The sequence below is a fragment of the Allocoprococcus comes genome, from assembly GCF_013300725.1.
Taxonomy (GTDB): Bacteria; Bacillota; Clostridia; order Lachnospirales; family Lachnospiraceae; genus Allocoprococcus; species Allocoprococcus comes_A.
Map to the genome: position 1 here is coordinate 74,361 of NZ_JAAIMM010000015.1, position 17,618 is coordinate 91,978.

15 protein-coding genes are annotated in these 17,618 nt (G+C 43.4%); 1 reads left to right on the plus strand and 14 read right to left on the minus strand.

Annotated elements, in window-relative coordinates:
* Positions 1-422 precede the first annotated feature (422 nt).
* The gene (locus tag G4407_RS09610) at positions 423-1,832 is read left to right on the plus strand and encodes an amidophosphoribosyltransferase (RefSeq protein WP_173688721.1); all 1,410 of its coding nucleotides are present in this window, start codon (positions 423-425) and stop codon (positions 1,830-1,832) included.
* Between the two features lie 156 nt (positions 1,833-1,988).
* On the opposite strand, the gene G4407_RS09615 is transcribed toward G4407_RS09610, so the two are convergent.
* The 14 genes from G4407_RS09615 to G4407_RS09680 form a co-directional block, all read right to left on the minus strand.
* Positions 1,989-3,998 carry a beta-propeller domain-containing protein gene (locus tag G4407_RS09615; RefSeq protein ID WP_173688722.1) on the minus strand — a complete coding sequence of 670 codons (2,010 nt, stop codon included), beginning with the start codon at positions 3,996-3,998 and terminating at the stop codon, positions 1,989-1,991.
* A gap of 28 nt (positions 3,999-4,026) precedes the next feature.
* On the minus strand, positions 4,027-4,494 hold the full coding sequence (locus G4407_RS09620) for an RNA polymerase sigma factor (RefSeq protein ID WP_173688723.1): 468 nt from the start codon (positions 4,492-4,494) through the stop codon (positions 4,027-4,029).
* 119 nt (positions 4,495-4,613) lie between these two features.
* A complete protein-coding gene (locus G4407_RS09625) occupies positions 4,614-6,905 on the minus strand; it encodes a hydratase (RefSeq protein ID WP_173688724.1) in 2,292 nt (763 codons plus the stop codon).
* 11 nt (positions 6,906-6,916) lie between these two features.
* The gene (locus tag G4407_RS09630; protein WP_173688736.1) at positions 6,917-8,020 is read right to left on the minus strand and encodes a PucR family transcriptional regulator; all 1,104 of its coding nucleotides are present in this window, start codon (positions 8,018-8,020) and stop codon (positions 6,917-6,919) included.
* Between the two features lie 141 nt (positions 8,021-8,161).
* Positions 8,162-8,689, minus strand: a complete 528-nt coding sequence (locus G4407_RS09635; RefSeq protein ID WP_173688725.1) for a signal peptidase I — start codon at positions 8,687-8,689, stop codon at positions 8,162-8,164.
* Between the two features lie 31 nt (positions 8,690-8,720).
* Positions 8,721-9,734, minus strand: coding sequence for a hypothetical protein (locus tag G4407_RS09640; protein WP_173688726.1), 1,014 nt, complete (start codon positions 9,732-9,734; stop codon positions 8,721-8,723).
* A gap of 4 nt (positions 9,735-9,738) precedes the next feature.
* Positions 9,739-10,494, minus strand: coding sequence for a sortase B protein-sorting domain-containing protein (locus G4407_RS09645; RefSeq protein WP_173688727.1), 756 nt, complete (start codon positions 10,492-10,494; stop codon positions 9,739-9,741).
* A 13-nt stretch (positions 10,495-10,507) separates the two neighbouring features.
* Positions 10,508-11,254, minus strand: coding sequence for a hypothetical protein (locus tag G4407_RS09650; RefSeq protein ID WP_173688728.1), 747 nt, complete (start codon positions 11,252-11,254; stop codon positions 10,508-10,510).
* Between the two features lie 12 nt (positions 11,255-11,266).
* Positions 11,267-11,785, minus strand: a complete 519-nt coding sequence (locus G4407_RS09655) for a hypothetical protein (protein WP_173688729.1) — start codon at positions 11,783-11,785, stop codon at positions 11,267-11,269.
* 15 nt (positions 11,786-11,800) lie between these two features.
* The gene (locus G4407_RS09660; RefSeq protein ID WP_173688730.1) at positions 11,801-12,808 is read right to left on the minus strand and encodes a DUF5979 domain-containing protein; all 1,008 of its coding nucleotides are present in this window, start codon (positions 12,806-12,808) and stop codon (positions 11,801-11,803) included.
* 29 nt (positions 12,809-12,837) lie between these two features.
* Complete coding sequence (locus tag G4407_RS09665; protein WP_055248788.1) at positions 12,838-13,704, minus strand: class C sortase; 867 nt, start codon at positions 13,702-13,704, stop codon at positions 12,838-12,840.
* 33 nt (positions 13,705-13,737) lie between these two features.
* On the minus strand, positions 13,738-14,607 hold the full coding sequence (locus tag G4407_RS09670; protein WP_055248743.1) for a class C sortase: 870 nt from the start codon (positions 14,605-14,607) through the stop codon (positions 13,738-13,740).
* 88 nt (positions 14,608-14,695) lie between these two features.
* Positions 14,696-16,096 carry a SpaA isopeptide-forming pilin-related protein gene (locus tag G4407_RS09675; RefSeq protein WP_173688731.1) on the minus strand — a complete coding sequence of 467 codons (1,401 nt, stop codon included), beginning with the start codon at positions 16,094-16,096 and terminating at the stop codon, positions 14,696-14,698.
* Between the two features lie 111 nt (positions 16,097-16,207).
* Positions 16,208-17,527, minus strand: coding sequence for a DUF7604 domain-containing protein (locus G4407_RS09680; protein WP_173688732.1), 1,320 nt, complete (start codon positions 17,525-17,527; stop codon positions 16,208-16,210).
* Positions 17,528-17,618: the final 91 nt, after the last annotated feature.

A 17,618-nucleotide genomic window follows, 5' to 3' on the forward strand; every position in this document is an offset into this window, starting at 1 on the left:
TTTTTTAAAACTTTCTAATCTTCAAATAACAATTATTCTTGTTACCCTTTTCTGATCTGGTTCTTCATCTTATACTCTTGGCGAGTATATATGAAACTATGTAACAGATTAAAAAAATATCTTTTTGAAATTCCCTTTCTCGTCAGGAACTTCTTTTCTTTTGGATTGACTTAATAATAACACCCTAAAACTCATTTGTCAATATAATTTTGAAATAATTTAAATAAAATTAGAAAGATTTAAAATTGTAAAATATATATCAGAAAATTCCAACAATTATAAATACGATTAGAAATAGTTATAGCCATTTGCAATATATTCGGGGTTTTGCTATTGTTTCCGTCCATAAATGCATGATACACTAAAAAACAGATGAAAAATACAGGATATGGCATTGGGATAAAGAAAGGAGACCTGCAGATATGGGAGGATTTTTTGGCGTTGCATCAAAAGAGGCATGTAATCTGGATCTTTTTTATGGAACAGATTATCATTCGCATCTTGGAACCCGCCGCGGAGGTATGGCTACTTACGGAAGTGATGGCTGGAAGAGAGCGATTCATAATATTGAAAATTCGCCGTTCCGTACAAAATTTGAAAAAGATGTTGATACAATGAATGGAAATATTGGAATTGGATGTATTTCAGATTATGATCCACAGCCAATTCTGATCCAGTCGCATCTGGGGTGCTTTGGAATTACGACAGTAGGTAAGATCAATAATGCGGATCAGCTGATCCGGAATCTTTATGAAAATGGACATACACATTTTCAGTCTATGACCAATGGACAGATCAATTCTACAGAGCTGGTTGCGGCATTGATCTGTAAAAAGGATTCGTTTGTTGAGGGAATCCGTTATGTGCAGTCAGTAGTTGAAGGCTCGATGACGCTTCTGCTTCTGACAGAGAACGGAATTTATGCAGCCAGAGACCTTCTCGGACGTACACCGGTTGTGATCGGAAAGAAAGAGAATGCATACTGCGTTTCCTTTGAAAGCTTTGCATATATCAACCTTGGATACACAGATTACAAAGAGCTGGGACCTGGGGAAATCGTCTACGTGACACCGGAATCTGTGGAGACTGTAAGTCCTGCATGTGAAAAGATGAGAATCTGTTCGTTCCTGTGGGTATACTATGGATATCCTACTTCTTCTTATGAAGGGGTTGGTGTAGAAGAAATGCGTTACAACTGTGGAAAGCTTTTAGCACAGAGAGATGATCATTCGATCGACGTGGATATTGTTGCAGGAGTTCCGGATTCGGGTATCGCTCATGCGATAGGCTATGCAAATGAATCAGGTATTCCGTATGCAAGACCATTTATCAAATATACTCCGACCTGGCCAAGATCCTTCATGCCGACAACACAGAGTCAGCGTAATCTGATCGCCAGAATGAAACTGATCCCGGTACATAGTCTGATCGAAGACAGGAGCCTGCTGCTGATCGATGATTCTATCGTGCGTGGCACACAGCTCCGTGAGACGACAGAGTTCCTGTATCAGAGTGGCGCAAAAGAAGTGCATGTCCGCCCGGCATGTCCACCGCTTTTGTACGGATGCAAATATTTGAACTTCTCCCGTTCCAAATCAGACCTGGATCTGATCACAAGAAGGATCATCCGTGAGTGGGAAGGCGACAATGATGTCAATGTACTGGGTGAATATGCGGATCCGAACAGTGACCGGTATGCAGCAATGCTGGAGGAAATCCGCAAGAGACAGAATTTCACTTCACTTCGTTATCACAGACTGGATGATCTGATCAAATCAATCGGGATTGATGCATGCCAGGTATGTACCTACTGCTTTAACGGTGTGGAATAACAGGTAAATGAAAATATAAAACAGGTGTCCACGTAAGTATATCTTAGTGATATATCCCAGTGGGCACCTGTTTTTGTATATACGATTTTGGTGTATACAATGATGTGGAATGGTGTACAAAGTATGCGGAGCGGCAGCTCCTTCTGCAAAGCTGCACTATAGCAGCAGATCATCTATCTTCACATAGTCTCCCATCCGATATGCTTCAATTGCATTTCCATTGATCACATAGAACTTTTCGTTTGCATACACACCGCGGGTTCCAAGATAAGAATTACCGTTGACTTCCTCCTGCATCTGTACCTGGAAGCACTGATCTTTATCGTAAGAAAGGATCACATACTGGTCGGCAGATCCGGAAAGCGGAAAGCCGATCAGATTCTTTTCCGGATCAACCAGTGCTGCACGGTAGTCATAAAAGGCATCCGAGTAATAGTACTGATCCAGTGTGTACTTGCTGACTTCTTTCACATCCGAAGGATCACTGATATCAAACATGGAGACCTTTACCCCGTTTGTAACTCCATTTTCATCGGTATCCATGCCGATACCAAGAAGCAGGTTATCACTGTAAAAATGCAGGTATTCCGAAAAGCCGGGAATTTTCAGCTTGCCAAGGATCTTCGGATTCTCCGGATCGGAAAAGTCTACGGAGAATAAAGGATCTGTCTGCTCATAAGTTACAAAGTAACCGGTATCGCCCAAAAATCTTGCGGAATAGACCTGTTCATCTTTGGCAAGATCCTCGATCTTACCGATTGTTTTCAAATCTGCATCCAGCACATAGACTGAATTGGACTGTGAAGAGCTTCCGACATTATGCGTAACCGTTGTCACCAGCCGCAGCGTATTGTCATACTCATCAATGCTGAAGGAATCGTTCAGATATCCTTTTACTTTTCCCTGGGCAGAGCCGGAAAGTTTTCCTTTATTGTAAGACAGCTTGCGGAGGATCGTCTGATTCTTTGCCGCAAGATTATCTGCGAGGATACTGCTGTTTGTATATTCGTAAATGTAAATGTTGTTCTCACTTACATAGACTTCCCCATTCTCAGACATGATGGCTTTCTGGTCTGCTGCCTTCTCCGGATCGTCAGCGGAAACGGAGCTGACAACAAGGTACTGGTCTGCTGCATGGTTCGTCGGGAGATAGATATCCGACTGCTTCAGAAGATTGTCATCAACAAGCGGAACATAGGAAGGATAATCTTTTTTGGTGATCGTATCGTAAACATAATAGTCACTGAACACATACAGGTATCCGTCTTTAAAACGTGAAGTGAGGTAGTAACCACTCTGATCCACGGTTCCGATGGATTTTGGATTGTTGATATCTGTCAGATCATAAGTCTGGATACGGGTACAGCTGCCACGGTACAAGGTTTTGCTGTCAGAATCAACCTTCGTGTTCTGCATGTTGCCAAGGACAAAAAGCTTCTGGTCACTCAGGTAAAATTCGGATGCCTGAAAATTCTCATTCAGCGAAATGCCGGAAACAACCTTCATCTGATCCGACCGGATATCTACAATGGAAATCTCCTTGGAGTTCGCTTTCAGTGTATAAAGATAATTTCCATCCGTTTTTACAATGTCTGCTTCACCGACACCCTCTGTGCGGACGTTGGTATCGGAAAATGAAGTATCCACAGCATGTGTAGAGGCTGTTGCCGAATCCGAAGAGGAGCTGGAACTATCGGTGCGTGCACCACTGCCGGCTGTTTCATTTGAATACATGACAATTCCACTGTCAGTTGAATCGGTAGCATATAAAGAATCCAACTCATCCTGATAAGATTGCAGGTATGTGTAGACTTCATCATAATCGGTTGCCGTCTCTAAAGTATCGGAAGAGGCAAGCTTACCGGAGGATGTACCGATTGAAGAACTGCCTTTTGTGGAAGAAGTGGCTGAGTCTGAAGAAAGATTCTGCTGGCGGATGTGGGCGCCAATGCCGACAACCAGTACCAGTGCGGCAGCGATAAGTCCTCCGCGCATCCATTGGCTGCGGGAAAATCCATGCTTTTTCGGGATATGTCCGGAAGCCTGAGTGCTGTTATGCTCTTCCAGCATTTTCATAATCTGATCCGGTGCAAGGCTTTCCGGAACAGGAGTTTTTTCCGTAGATTGTTTTATTTTATCCAGTATTTCTTTTTCGTGATCTGTCATATGAAACACCTCCTATTACTCTTTTATCCTACTCTTTCAGAAGCCAGCTCATCTTTTCGAGGGCACGCTTTCTGCGGGAGCGGACTGTATTCGGGTTCAGCTTTAGCATTTTCCCGATCTCTTTACTGTTGTAACCGCCATAGACGGATAAGCCGATGATCAGCTGATCGTCTTCATCGAGAATAAGAAAGGCACGTTCCACATCTGTGCGGAGTCCGTCACAGTATGTGGCAGAAGCATGATCTTCTTTCAGCTCGGTCTCGGTGCGTTCACGGCTCTTTAATTTCCGGCGGCACACATTTGCCAGAATCTGAAAGATCCAGGAACGGAATGCTTCTTCTTTGCGTAATTTATGTATGTTCTCATAGGCGGAAAGAACGGCTTCACTGACGGCGTCTTCTGCATCCTGCGGATGATGCATCATGCAGAGCGCAAAACGATACAGATCCTGATAAACCGTCTTATATAATTCTTTAAATGCAATTGCATCAATCATAAAGTCCCTCCTCTCAAAACAGGTTCTTTGTATATAAGAGTATAAAAAAGTCGGAAGTGTTGCAAAAAGGGACAGAAAAATTTCCGTCCCTTTGAAATCATATCATTGTCTGAGAAAAATTAACCTCTGTAGTAGTTGATCAGACATCCTTTGAGGATGATCTCACGTTCAGCATCGGTCAGATCACCGAGCTTCAGATCAATCTCCTTCAGATCATCGCCTACGACATAAGCCTTGATCGTGGAAGCTTTGTCTTCTACTGCTTTGCGGATATCCGGCACGAAGAGATAGTCCCCGTTCCTGAAAGAAAGCTTTGTGTGTTCCTCTTCGGTAATAAACGGAAGCATGCCCCAGTTGATCAGGTTCGAGCGGTAACGTTTGGTTGCGTACTCATTCGCGATATTCGCCCAGCCGCCGAGGACCTTCTGGCAGGAAGCAGCCTGCTCACGGGCAGAACCATCGCCAGGTTTGACCGCGAAAATGGTACTTCCGACACCGATATTTCCTTTGCCGACTTCCGGATAAGACTTCTGGATTGCTGCCATCACCGGTTTTAATTCATCCAGTACATCCAGTGGACAAGTACCTGCTTCAATCGCTTTCTGGGCTTTCTGGACCTCTTTCGCGCGTCCTACATAGGCAGGATCCTTTCTGGAAAGTGCAAATTCAGCAAGTCCAAGCGGGTTGGAACGATAAGAAGAAGTCTCGCCGGACGGGATCAGCTCGTCTGTCGTTGTAACCGGATCGTGGATCTCAGATACGACCTTCAGGATCAGATTCTCAGGAAGAGCGCTCATTGCCGGCCAGTCTTTGATGTTCGGACCAAATTTGATCTCAACCGAAGGATCAGCAACGCCGTGGCTGTCAAATACACGGTTGGCGTAAATTCTGGAATCAAAGTGGTAAGTCGGGTTCTTGTATTCAATATCAAAATCTGTTGCCGGAGTAAGGAAACCTTTGTTTGCAGCAGTTGCGGCAATGGAACGTGCATCCATAAGGGCAACAGATGCGATCTGTCCACTCTGCAGCTTGCTTCCTTCACGGTTCGGGAAGTTACGGGTAGAGTGACGGATGGAAAATGCATTGTTTGCCGGAGTGTCCCCTGCACCGAAGCACGGTCCGCAGAAGGCTGTCTTCACGATCGTACCGGCTTCCATCAGGTCAGCAACCGCACCGTTTTTCACAAGCTCCATGTAGATTGGTGTACTTGCCGGGTAAACACTGAATGTAAATTCATCTGATCCGATGTATTTGCCACGAATGATGTCTGCGGCAGCACAGATATTTTCAAAACCGCCGCCGGCACAGCCTGCGATGATACCCTGATCGACATAAAGCTTACCATTTACGATCTTGTCCTGAAGAGAGTAATCCACAGCACCGTCCAGGCTTACCAGCGCGCGCTGCTCTACATCGTGGAGAACATCTGCAAGGTTGGCATTGACATCCTCGATGGTGTAGACATTGGACGGATGGAACGGCATGGCGATCATAGGCTTGATCTCGCTCAAGTTGATGTATACAAGACCGTCATAGTAAGCGACTGCGCCAGGATTCAGTTCCCTGAAGTCATCACTTCTTCCGTGGATATCGTAGAACTCTTTGATCTTGTCATCGGTTCTCCAGATAGAAGAAAGGCAGGTTGTCTCTGTCGTCATAACATCGATTCCGATACGGAAGTCTGCACTTAATTTGCCAACACCAGGTCCGACAAATTCCATGACCTTGTTATTGACATAGCCATTGCCGAAGGTTGCGCCGATGATCGCAAGGGCAACGTCCTGCGGTCCGACACCTTTCACCGGTTCGCCGTCCAGATAGATTCCGACAACGCCCGGCATCTTGATATCATAAGTCTTGTTCAGAAGCTGTTTTACAAGTTCCGGTCCGCCCTCTCCCATTGCCATGGTACCGAGTGCACCATAACGGGTGTGGCTGTCAGAACCAAGGATCATCTTGCCGCCGCCTGCGAGCATTTCACGGGCAAACTGGTGGATAACGGCCTGATGAGGCGGAACATAGACACCGCCGTACTTCTTCGCACAGGTCAGTCCAAACATGTGGTCATCTTCATTGATCGTACCGCCGACTGCACACAGAGAGTTATGGCAGTTGGTCAGAACATAAGGGATCGGGAATTTCTCCAGTCCGGATGCTCTCGCAGTCTGGATGATTCCGACAAAGGTAATGTCGTGCGAAGTCAGCTTGTCAAATTTGATCTGAAGCTGCTGCATATTACCGGAAGTATTATGCGCACTTAAGATTCCATAAGCCATTGTCTCTTTTGCAGCAGCTTCTTTCGTTGTCTCAATACCTGTCTTGCTTTTTACGGCAGCAAGTGCATCGGGTGCATCTGCAATTACCTCAGTACCGTGTAAAAGATAAGCACCGCCTTTGTATAATTTCACCATATCATGTCCTCCTATTTTCTGTTTTCTATGAATTTCATGTGGTCTGCGACCATCAGAGCAATCTTAAATGTCAGGGCGTCCTCAAAGACTCTGACATCCAGCCCGGTCTGCTTCTGGATCTTCTCCAGCCGGTAGACGAGCGTATTCCGGTGGACGAAAAGCTGTCTCGCTGTCTCCGAAATATTCAGGCTGTTTTCAAAAAATTTATCAACTGTGGATAAGGTTTCTTCGTCAAACTGATCAACGGTATTTCCGGCAAATACTTCTTCCAGGAACATCTCGCATAAGGAAACGGGAAGCTGGTGGATCAGCCGTCCGATACCGAGTTCGCGGTAGGATAAAATATTGCGTTCCGGATAGAAGATACGTCCCACATCCAGAGCCATGCCTGCCTCTTTGTAAGACTGTGAGACCTCTTTGAGCTCAGGAATGATGGTTCCGAAGGAAATCCGGACATTGACCATAGCTTCGGTGTTGATCGCATTCACCAGCATATCGGCAGTCGAACGGATCGTATCATAATCATCTGTACTGTCAAGGGATTTGATCAGAATAATATGTCCCTCATCTACGGCAGTAACAAAATCGCCGGTTCCCGAGGAATAAATCCCACGGATCATATCCAGGACGATCGTGTCATCCGGATTCTTCGGTTCGATCAGATAGACGACTCTGCGCTGCTCAACTGTAATACCAAGCTTTTTAGCCTGGTTGTAGATATCTACGAGAAGCAGGTTATCCAGGAGCAGGTTCTGGATAAAACGGTTACGGTCAAGACGTTCGCTTCCGGATCTTAAAAGGCTCTCCAGCTGGCAGACACTTAAGCGTCCGCTGGTATGCACATCAATCTCATTATTGTGCTCGATCACGAAAATATAAGTCAGTTCATCATCATCATAAACCGGAAACAGACCATAGCATTCATCCAGGTGCTCCTCCGATACGCCGGTAACCTCCAGTTCTTTTAAAAATGAGCAGACAGCTTTTTTTACTGCAGGCTTCTCCTTACCTACAGCTGCAAGCATCACTCCGTCTGTGTTCCAGATGGAACAGTTACACTCGATGATATCCCCTATTTCATTGATTGTTCTCTGTAAAATCTGGTTGGATAACAATCCATTCACCTCTCCATTCTTTTCAATATATGACAAATGGGAGAATTGTGAAATTCCCCCATCTTCTTCTGACAATACAATCTGATATTATTTTAGCAAATGTTTCACACTTTAGCAAGATAAAATGAAAAACGTTCTCTCTTATTCGTCTTCGTCATCGCGTCTGTCAAGCATGGCAGCAACGATTTCAAGAATTACAGCAAGACCGATCATAGATGCAGCGGCAATCTTTCCGGCAGTGCCGGTTGCAGCCTGTGCGATGCCGCCGATAACCGGAACAGAAAGCTTTACTTTTCCGATGTAGTTGTTGTAAGGGATCGGATTCATATCTTTTTCCTCATTGGCATCCCCTTTGGTGATAAACTGTCCCATCGCCGGGCTGTTGGATACTACACGGTGGGTAATGATCGAGCCGTCTGCATTGTTGCTGTAAAAAGCAATGACATCATCTTTGACGATCGTGTCTGGTTCTTCATACCGGACATAGACCAGGCTTCCCGTCGGGATCGCCGGTTCCATGCTCCCACTGATCACGGTGTACATCTGAAAACCAAAAGCTTTCGGAAGCGTCAGCGGAATACAGGCAAGAATCAGTACTGTCAGTAAAACAGTGCCCAGTGCACTGCAAAATGCAGCCACCGGGCTTTTCTTTTTCTTCGTTCTCTTCAAAAAAGACTTCTCCTTTAGTGCCGCGCTTTTTTTATTTTGCACGTTTTTTCAAGAATACGATCAGTCCTACGAGAGCTGCTACCGCAACAACGATAATGCCGATCCCTGCTGCGATCGGAGTCTTGCTCGTCTTGTCTTTCGCATCGATATTTCCTTTTGGAGTGTCTTCATCATCCAGATCTACCAGAGACTTTGGTGTCTGTTCATCCTCAGATGTTGCAGTATCTTTATCTTTAGCTGTCGTATCCTGAGAATTGTTATCTGTCGTTGTACCATCGGTTGTACCGGTTGTGGTTCCGTCTGTTGTGCCACCGGTAGTTCCGGTTGTAGTGCCACTGGTAGTTCCGGTTGTAGTTCCACCGGTAGTTCCGGCAGTTCCACCGGTTGTGCCGCCTGTCGTGCCACCTGCTGTACCGACATTACCGGTACCTGTGCCAGGAGTTGCTGTACCAGGAACAGTCGTTGTGATGGTGGTTGTTGTTGTAACAACACGGTCTGTAGCACCCGGTTTGTAGGTAAACGTAAATACATTCTCAGATTCATTATTACTCAAAGTCTTGGTAAGTGCAAGAGCATCTGGAATATAATTTTCAATATACTGATAAGCGACGATTGGTTTGTCACCGACATTTCCGTAGAAGGTCTGGCTTTCTGCAAGAGCCTTACCGGAAGCATCCTGATAGTTTACGGTGTAGGCAACCATGTCCTTTTTGATTCCATAGGCTACGACATAGTCAGCATCACCGGTTACATCGAATGAAGGAGAAGCAAGTGCTTCGTCATTGTCACGTCCGCTGAGACGGATTCCTTTGACATAATACTTGTCATCGGTTACCTGAACAGCATTCAGATTAAAAGTAACAATAGAACCGGAAAAAAGATCAGCTTTTTCAATCTTATCCTGTCCGTTTATCGTTCCTTTATTCCCTGCCGATAAAGTTACCTTATAGGTATACCCGTCAGTAGCCATAACGCTCATCGTGGATGCACCGATCGTCATTGATACAGTCAGAAGAGAAACCAGTAATTTTTTCCATCTTTTCATCTGCTTACTCTCCTTTCCGTCTGCGTTTCTTTGTGTTCTTGTTATATGTGTAGATTCCGTATGCCAGAAGGATCAGTCCACTGATGAGTGCAAGCACACAGAAGAGAAGAACTCTTGCGGTATCACCGGTCTTAACGGTGTTGGTAGTCTTGACGATTTTCGTCTTGGTAATGGTATTGCTTACTTTTACCTTTTCCACTGCAAAGTTCATACGAAGCTTTGCGAGCGTGTTCTGATAACCATTGCCCTGTGTCTCACCTTCGATACCGATGGTAAGGTGTACGGTTCCGGTACCATTGGAAGCAAGACGGCCGAGGTAGAAATATTTCTCGGTGGAGTTTCCAAGCTCCTTCAGACCTTCACCGGTCTTAGAAGAACCTTCGCCTCCAACGGTATCACTGTTATAGAGTACCTTTTCGGTATTGTCACTTCCAACATAAGTCAGCTTGTATTCGTAAGCACCGCCTTCAGCGGATTCCTGTGCTTCCTCCAGTGTCTGGATGATCTCATTGGTCATGTACCAATCGGTCTCGCCTTTATCGGAGTTTTTCAGCTGAACCTTCAATTCGATGCTGTCACCCGGCTGGATCGCTGCCAGCTCATCGGAAACAGTCTTGTTTTCAAAATTGCTTTCCATCTTGTCGCCGGTGAAGTGAACCTGCCATCCGTCGGCTCCCTGATAGTCTTTTGCAAATGCAGTTGTATGTACCCCTGCTGCCATTATCACTGTCATGGCGAGGCACAAAATTTTCTTTTTCATACTCTGTACCTCCCTACTGTAAGCTTAAACTGGTTTCGTCATCTGATACATTCACATCTACACCCCAGGCACTCTTGATGGCGTCTTTTGCGTTATGTGTCTGTACTGCATCTACTTCTGCATCGATGTGGAACGTATAGTTGCCATACTTGTATGTGTAAGTAATGGTGTTGTCCTTTACTGTTTTCTCTACCTCTGTTGCAATCTTCGGATCAATGCGGAGTGTGTCAGATAATGCCGGTGTGGTATCTCCGGCTTTTACTGCCTTTGTGTAATAAAGAACGGTTCTTTCGTCTGTGGTCTGCTGATCTGCAACTACCCAGCCGTTAGCGGTAAGGAAATTCAGTTCGATCAGATCTGGTGAAAGAGTGGTGTTCTTCTTGCCCTCTTTGTTCTGCCAGCTCTTGGTAAGGATCACACGCACGAAGGTGTCGATGTTACCGCTGTTCTGAACACTGAGCTCTTCTTTGTATTTCTTTCCAGGTGCGAATTTTTCATCTTTTCCGAGAAGGCCTGTCAGGAGTTCCCCGTCTTTTACTTCTTTCTGGTTCTTAGATGTAAAATCCTGGCTGCTGACGACATCGCCATTCTCTAAAAGAGATACACCGATATTCTGCATCTCGATCTGTGCGGAATAATTCTCACTGTAGTATGTGAGTGCGGCACGTGTACTGCCGACAGTACTGCCAATCAACAGGAGCGCTGATGCTGTCAGAAGCAGGGCCGATTTTTTTGGAAATGATTTCTTTTTCTTTTTCATCTTCGTTCCCTCCTATTCTGTGGTTTTACTGTCTTCTGTTGTCTCAGTTGTGATTACATGATTCCAGTCTGCATATGGGTTTCCATTTTCATCGTAAAGAACCGGTGTGCATTCCTGGATAACCACGATATTGAATTCTTCCGGTTTATCTTTCCCTTCTGGGAATTTGTAAGAGATATTGAGTTCCGGTGTGGTTTCGTCTGCCGGAAGAACGCCTTCATAGTGCCAATAACCATCATCTTCGGCTTTCCATCCGCCATTCGGAGCAGTATAGGTAAGTTCCATTGGGGCAAATGCTGTTACTCTTACGAAGCAATCATAATCACCGGTATTTGTAATGGTGACGTGCTTGCCATCTTTATCGACTGTTTCGTTAGGGATGGTTTCGGTAAATCCCATATTCATCGTCACACCGCCACCGGCTGTTGTATAAGTTGTGAAGTATGCCATTGCACTTCCAACTGCCAGGGTTCCGGTAAGAGCAAGTGCTGCCGCTGCCATGATAAGTGGTTTCTTATGTAACTTTCTCATTCCGACTCCCCCTTCCTAGTTCTTTTCTGCCGGTTCGGTGTACTGATACTGACCATTTTCGTCCAGCTTGAAATTATTTTTTACACCGTAGCCGCCATTCATATTGTCATCGACATCATTTGTAAAGGAAACGGATGCCGGATCGCCTTTTGCATCTTTATCGGTTGCTACAATCGTTGTCTCTTGATCATTTTCTGAGATAAGCTTGTAGCTTGCACCGCTGTAGACTTCTGTAACCTTTACTGTAGCTCCTGCAGGAATCTTTGTAATTGTTACGGAAGAGTCACCTGCGGCCTCAAAGTCAAGTGATTCGATGCGGGTTTCTGTTTTACCCTTAAGAGGTGTAATCTCAATCTTGAATACGAAGGTTGCTTTCTTGCCGGTTGTTGCATTATGATGTGCAAGTGTTTTATTGATTTTCAGATCACCATATCTTGCATGTTCTTCCGGTTTCAGACCAACTGCACTGTTGTATTCTTTGGTCAGATCGTAGATCCAGTCATCGTTACCATTGCTGTAATAATTGTTGGTCGGAAGTGATACCAGGTAAGGGGTAAAGGTATAGGTATAATTCGTGGTAACTACTTCCGGTGTATCTACAAGGTAAAGTCCTGTAGCAAGATCAGCCAGACTTCCGGTCCCAGCTGCTAAAGTAACCGTAGCGGTTGGTTCTACGGACTCTTTCAGCATCTTCTGTGCCTCTTTGGCACGGTCAGCCCATTCGCTTGCTGCTGCATCTTTATCATCGGCACTTACCGAAGATACATTAAGTCCGGTGAAATCTTTAGTTGCGGTATAGTTACCGGATACGTCTACATCCGCCACCTTATAAAGATTCACTATAATGTCAGTGCCATCAGCTGTCAGTTCGTTGTCTTCTCCGCTTACATTAAATGCAACCGAACACTTCCGGTTCGTCTCAATCGCATTCGCAGCTCTGGCACCAGGCAGAGTGAGAAGCGGAAATGCAAGAGCGAGAGCTAACAAAAACGTTGTTCCTTGTTTTAATCGTTTATTCATCATCGCCTCATGTCCTCCTTAAGAAATCTTGGTTATTCTTTGTGAGCGTTTCTCTTGGAAAGAAATCTTAAGAGAATGATCACAAGAATCGTGATTGAAAGTCCTAAAATTAAATAGAGCATATAATAATTCTGAATGGCTTTTACCATAGAATCTGTAACTGATTCGGTAGCATCCTCTTCGCCGTTATATGGAACTCTGGTTCCTCTTACGAGAAGACGATGGGAGTTGACTCCGTATGGTGTACAGGTAAATAAAGTTACCTGATCTTTTCCTTCTTCAATCTGGAGTGCTTTCTCCAGTGTTTCATGATCGTCTTTGTCTACCATCGGAAGAATCTGGTCTACCTTGTAGGCAAGGACTTCATCCAGTACATGGATGTAAAATTTATCGCCAACTTTGAGCTGATCGATATCGGTAAAAAGCTTTGCGCTTGGAAGTCCACGGTGAGCTGCGAGAACACTGTGGGTACTCTCCCCTCCGATCGGAAGCTTTGTGCCGTTCAGATGTCCGACTCCTGTCTGAAGTTCATCATCACCGGTGCCATGGTAAATGGCAAGCTTGATGTTGATTTTCGGAATGGAAAGATATCCCATTACTCCGTCATCTGCAACGTTCAGGATCTTCCAGTATTCGGTGTCTTTGATGTCATTTTCATCTTCACCAAATACATCTCCGTAGAGGTTGTTCTGCTGAATGGTATCATTGAAAGCTTTTGCTTTCTCCCACTCGGATGTGAAGTCCTCTGATTCCATGTCCTGTATTGTATTGTCATAGCTGCTGATCAGCTGATTCTGTCTGTAGGTGTTCCACTGGTTGGATACCGTCGGGTAGATCAGAATCCCAAATCCTATCAAGAATAACAGACCGAAAAGGAAGGTTGAGATTTTTCTTTTCATAGGCATATTCCCTTTCTCGTTCTTATTCTCTTTTTAAGAGGTCTCATTTTTCTTCTTTTGAAGCTTCTTTTCCTTTAAGTATAACACAAGGATGAAGATTGTGGTAATTACAAGACCAATAATTACCCATAAAAGATAATTTGTATGAAGACTGATTCCGCTGAGTGGTGTCTTCTCATCGGCAACTTCCTGTTCCACATAAGGTACTCTGTGACCACGAACCAGAAGCCGCTCGGTATTGACTCCGTATGGAGTACAGGTAAGAAGTGTTACAAGATCTTTTCCTTCCTCTACTGCAAGAGAGGAAGTTTCCTCCGGTTTTACCACGGAAATTTTGTCGACTTCATAACATAATGTTTCGTTTAATACATGGATCAGAAAATGATCGCCTTCTTCCAGCTGATCCAGATCGGTAAAAAGAGACGCACTCGGAAGTCCACGGTGTGCGGAGATAACGGCGTGTGTACTTTTACCGCCAATTGGAAGAGAGCTTCCTTCCAGATGTCCGGCTGCCTGTTTGAGAACATCTTCATCGGTAGTGTGGTAGATCGGAAGCTTGATGTCAATCTTCGGGATCTCCACGATTCCCATCATCTCGTCACCGGCAATATTCAGAGCATCCATGTAGGACTGGTCTTCTTTGTCACTGGCTGCGGCTACTGCAAATGAATCAGGAAGGATACTTGGAAGTAATGCTTCGTTGTAAGCTTCTGCTTTCTGCAGTTCTGCGTCATAATCAATCTCATGTGCTGCATTCTTTTCGGATACAGTTTGTTCATGACTGCTGATCAATTGCTTTTGCCTGTAGTTATTCCACTGGTTTGCAACGAATGGATACAGCAGTAAGGACAACCCGGCTAAAAATATGATGCCAATAATAAGTTTGTTTGCTTTGCGTTTCATCCGAACTCTCCTTGCTGTTGTATTATTTTTTAGGAATCCGGGGCGACCTGCCCCGGATTCGATATCTGATTATAAATAATTATTGCAATTATTTGTTGTCTGATTTCTTGCGGCTTGCGAAGAATAAGCCAGCTGCTGCGATCATGATGAGGCATCCAGCGATTGTGAAGATTGTAGTACCGATACCACCGGTTGATGGAAGGGAAGAAAGTTTAGTGTTAACAAATTCACCAGCATCAACAGTTACTGTGTGTCCATCTTCAATTGTTGCAGATTTAAGATCTGTAACAAGTTTATAGCCTTCTGGTGCTTTGGTCTCCTGGAATGAATATGTTCCTTCATCAAGACCTTTAATTAATAATGTACCATCATTAGCAACAACCATCGTAGTTGTAGCCCCAGTCTCTCCTTCAAGTGCATGTTTATAAACACCATCAGATACTTTTACAACGGAAACTTCTTCTGTTGTTCCATCGTTTTTAGCTTTTAACAGTTTGAATTCAGCACCTTTCAAACCAGTATGATTGTTATCAGTCTTTTTGATTGTAATAGCACCTTCTGTACCGTTTGTGTTACCCTTTTCATAAGTTACAGTATCGGCAGTTACAGTAGCTTCGTTAGAATAATCAGTATCGGACATTACAATTGCATCATATGTTATTTCAACAGTTGCACCAGCTGGTGTTGCTTCAATGAGACTTGATAAATCTACAACGTACTCTGTTGTGCAGCCTGTTGTTGAATTAATAGTGTTTGTAACAGGAAGTTTTGCAAGCTGTTCGGCTGAAATAGGAGTTCCACTGATAGAAACAGATTTCAGATCTGTAATCTTTAAATTTACTGGTTTATCTTTTACCGTAAAGTTTTTCAGTTCAGCACCAGATTCGTTTGATTTTGGAGCCATCTGTGTTGAAATAGTGAAAGTTACAGTCTGACCTCTATGAACAAATCTATCAGAAGCAGTTTTGTTAACATTGTATTTTTCAAGTTTAGCAGTTACATTAGCTGCCTTAGATGCCATATAAACCTTGCCATCTCTATCATATGTATTAGTAACCATTAATCCATAAACACCTGCTGTATCGTCTGCAACAACTACATAGGCTCCGATTGGAACCTCATTAAATGTACAACTTGTTCCTTCAATAGCAGTCTCTCCTGTATATGCGGCAAATGGTGTTTGGGTTTTTGCTGCATCTTTCAGTGCGTTTTTCTGATCACTTTTAATCTTATAATTACCTGTTGTTGTATCAACTTCGATATAATTTTTAGCCCAATCAACAACTGTCCATTCCTGATTACCATTATTATCGTTCAGATAAATGATATTAACTAAGCTTACATTTGTTTTTACACCTTGTGCAAGATTAGTTACAGTAATTGAGTTTTTATAAGAGTCTGTAATCTGCGCTGCAAATGATGTCATACTCATTCCGAGTACCATTGCCAGTGTTAATAACACTGCAAATAATTTTTTCATCTTCTTCATATTGTTGTCTCCTTTTCTTTTTAAGGGCTTTGCCCATTTTTTATTGTCCCCTCATATGGGATAATAACGTTTTTGTGTGGCAAGAAGTCACTGAAAAATTAATCCTTACAATTATTTTCCCAGCACCTCCTTGCATTTGTTTTTATATAAGATCCATACGGCTGCGAACATAAGTAACATGCCGCCAATCATATACAAGTAAATTCCGGTGCCTCCGGTGTGAGGCAGTTCATAAAGCAAATCATTTGCCACTGTAATGACGTAGGTATTATTTGTTATTTTAACCTTTACATTTGTATTTCCTGAAACGGTAATACCTTCATCATTTACTGTTACAGTGATAGGATTTGCCAGCTTGGTATAACCTGATGGTGCTTTCACCTCAGTCAGTGTATAAGTACCATAAGCAATATCGCCTTCCAAGACTAGACCATTTGCATCTGAAATGTAAGTTCCATTTGTATTTGTGCCAATCTTTACTACTTTTCCATTACTGTCTACCAGAGTAAATTCTGCACCTTCCAGATAAATATCCGGTGTACCTTCTGCATGTCTTGTTTTCAGAATTTTAATTTTCTGAGCACTCTTAGTATTTGTAATGGTGTAACGATTACCAGATTTACTATAAGTTACTGTGTATGTCGTTCCGCTGATAGTTGTTGTTTCATCTGATTCGATCATGCTGTACTTATGATCCTTATAATCAATTGTCCCGTTTGTGTCATCCAGCTTCAGCTCACGAACACCGCCATAGTTATCTGCTTCTTCTACAGTGAAAGAACCGCTGTAATTATTTCCAGGTAACAATTCAAGAATGCGTCCTGAAACCGGATTTCCAGTTTTATCAACTAACTGTACTAAAATGGTTTTCTTTGGATCACTTCCCACCCAATTTTTTTTGACTGTAATCTGTTCAACTTGAACAACTGGTTTCTTATAATTTTCTGTAACATTGCTGTCTTTCCACTTATAAGAAATCGTTGCTGCGTTGTTTGAATAGAAACCTGCCTTTTCTGATGATGTTCCAGTTTCAACTGCAGAATAACCATCTGAAGATGCATCTGTGTATTTATCACCTTTGTTAGGATAAGCTTTCTTTTGATATTCATCAAATGCAGTCTGGTTTGGCACAACATTTGTAATGGACAGATAATAATAGTAGTCTTTTTGGAAAGTATAATTATCTTCAAATTTTAGTGTTGCGGTTTTCGTATCTTTATTGTAACTTACCGTAGCAATTTTAGTAGTACCTTCGTAAACATCACTGGCAGCTAAAGAACCATCTGTTAATGTAAATTCACGTCCAACGCCTGACACATTTGTGTAACCAGTTGCGTTTTTCTTTGCAATATTTACTTTGATTTTTGTATTAGCTGTTGTATCTACATACTGGCTCAATGTATCAGTAATTGTAACATTTGAGCATGCCAAAGTTAAGATGTCACCTGCAATACTTGTAAATTCTCCGTAAGTAGGTAATCATCTGTACCTTGATTTTTCAAAAAGAGCCACCTGTTGATCA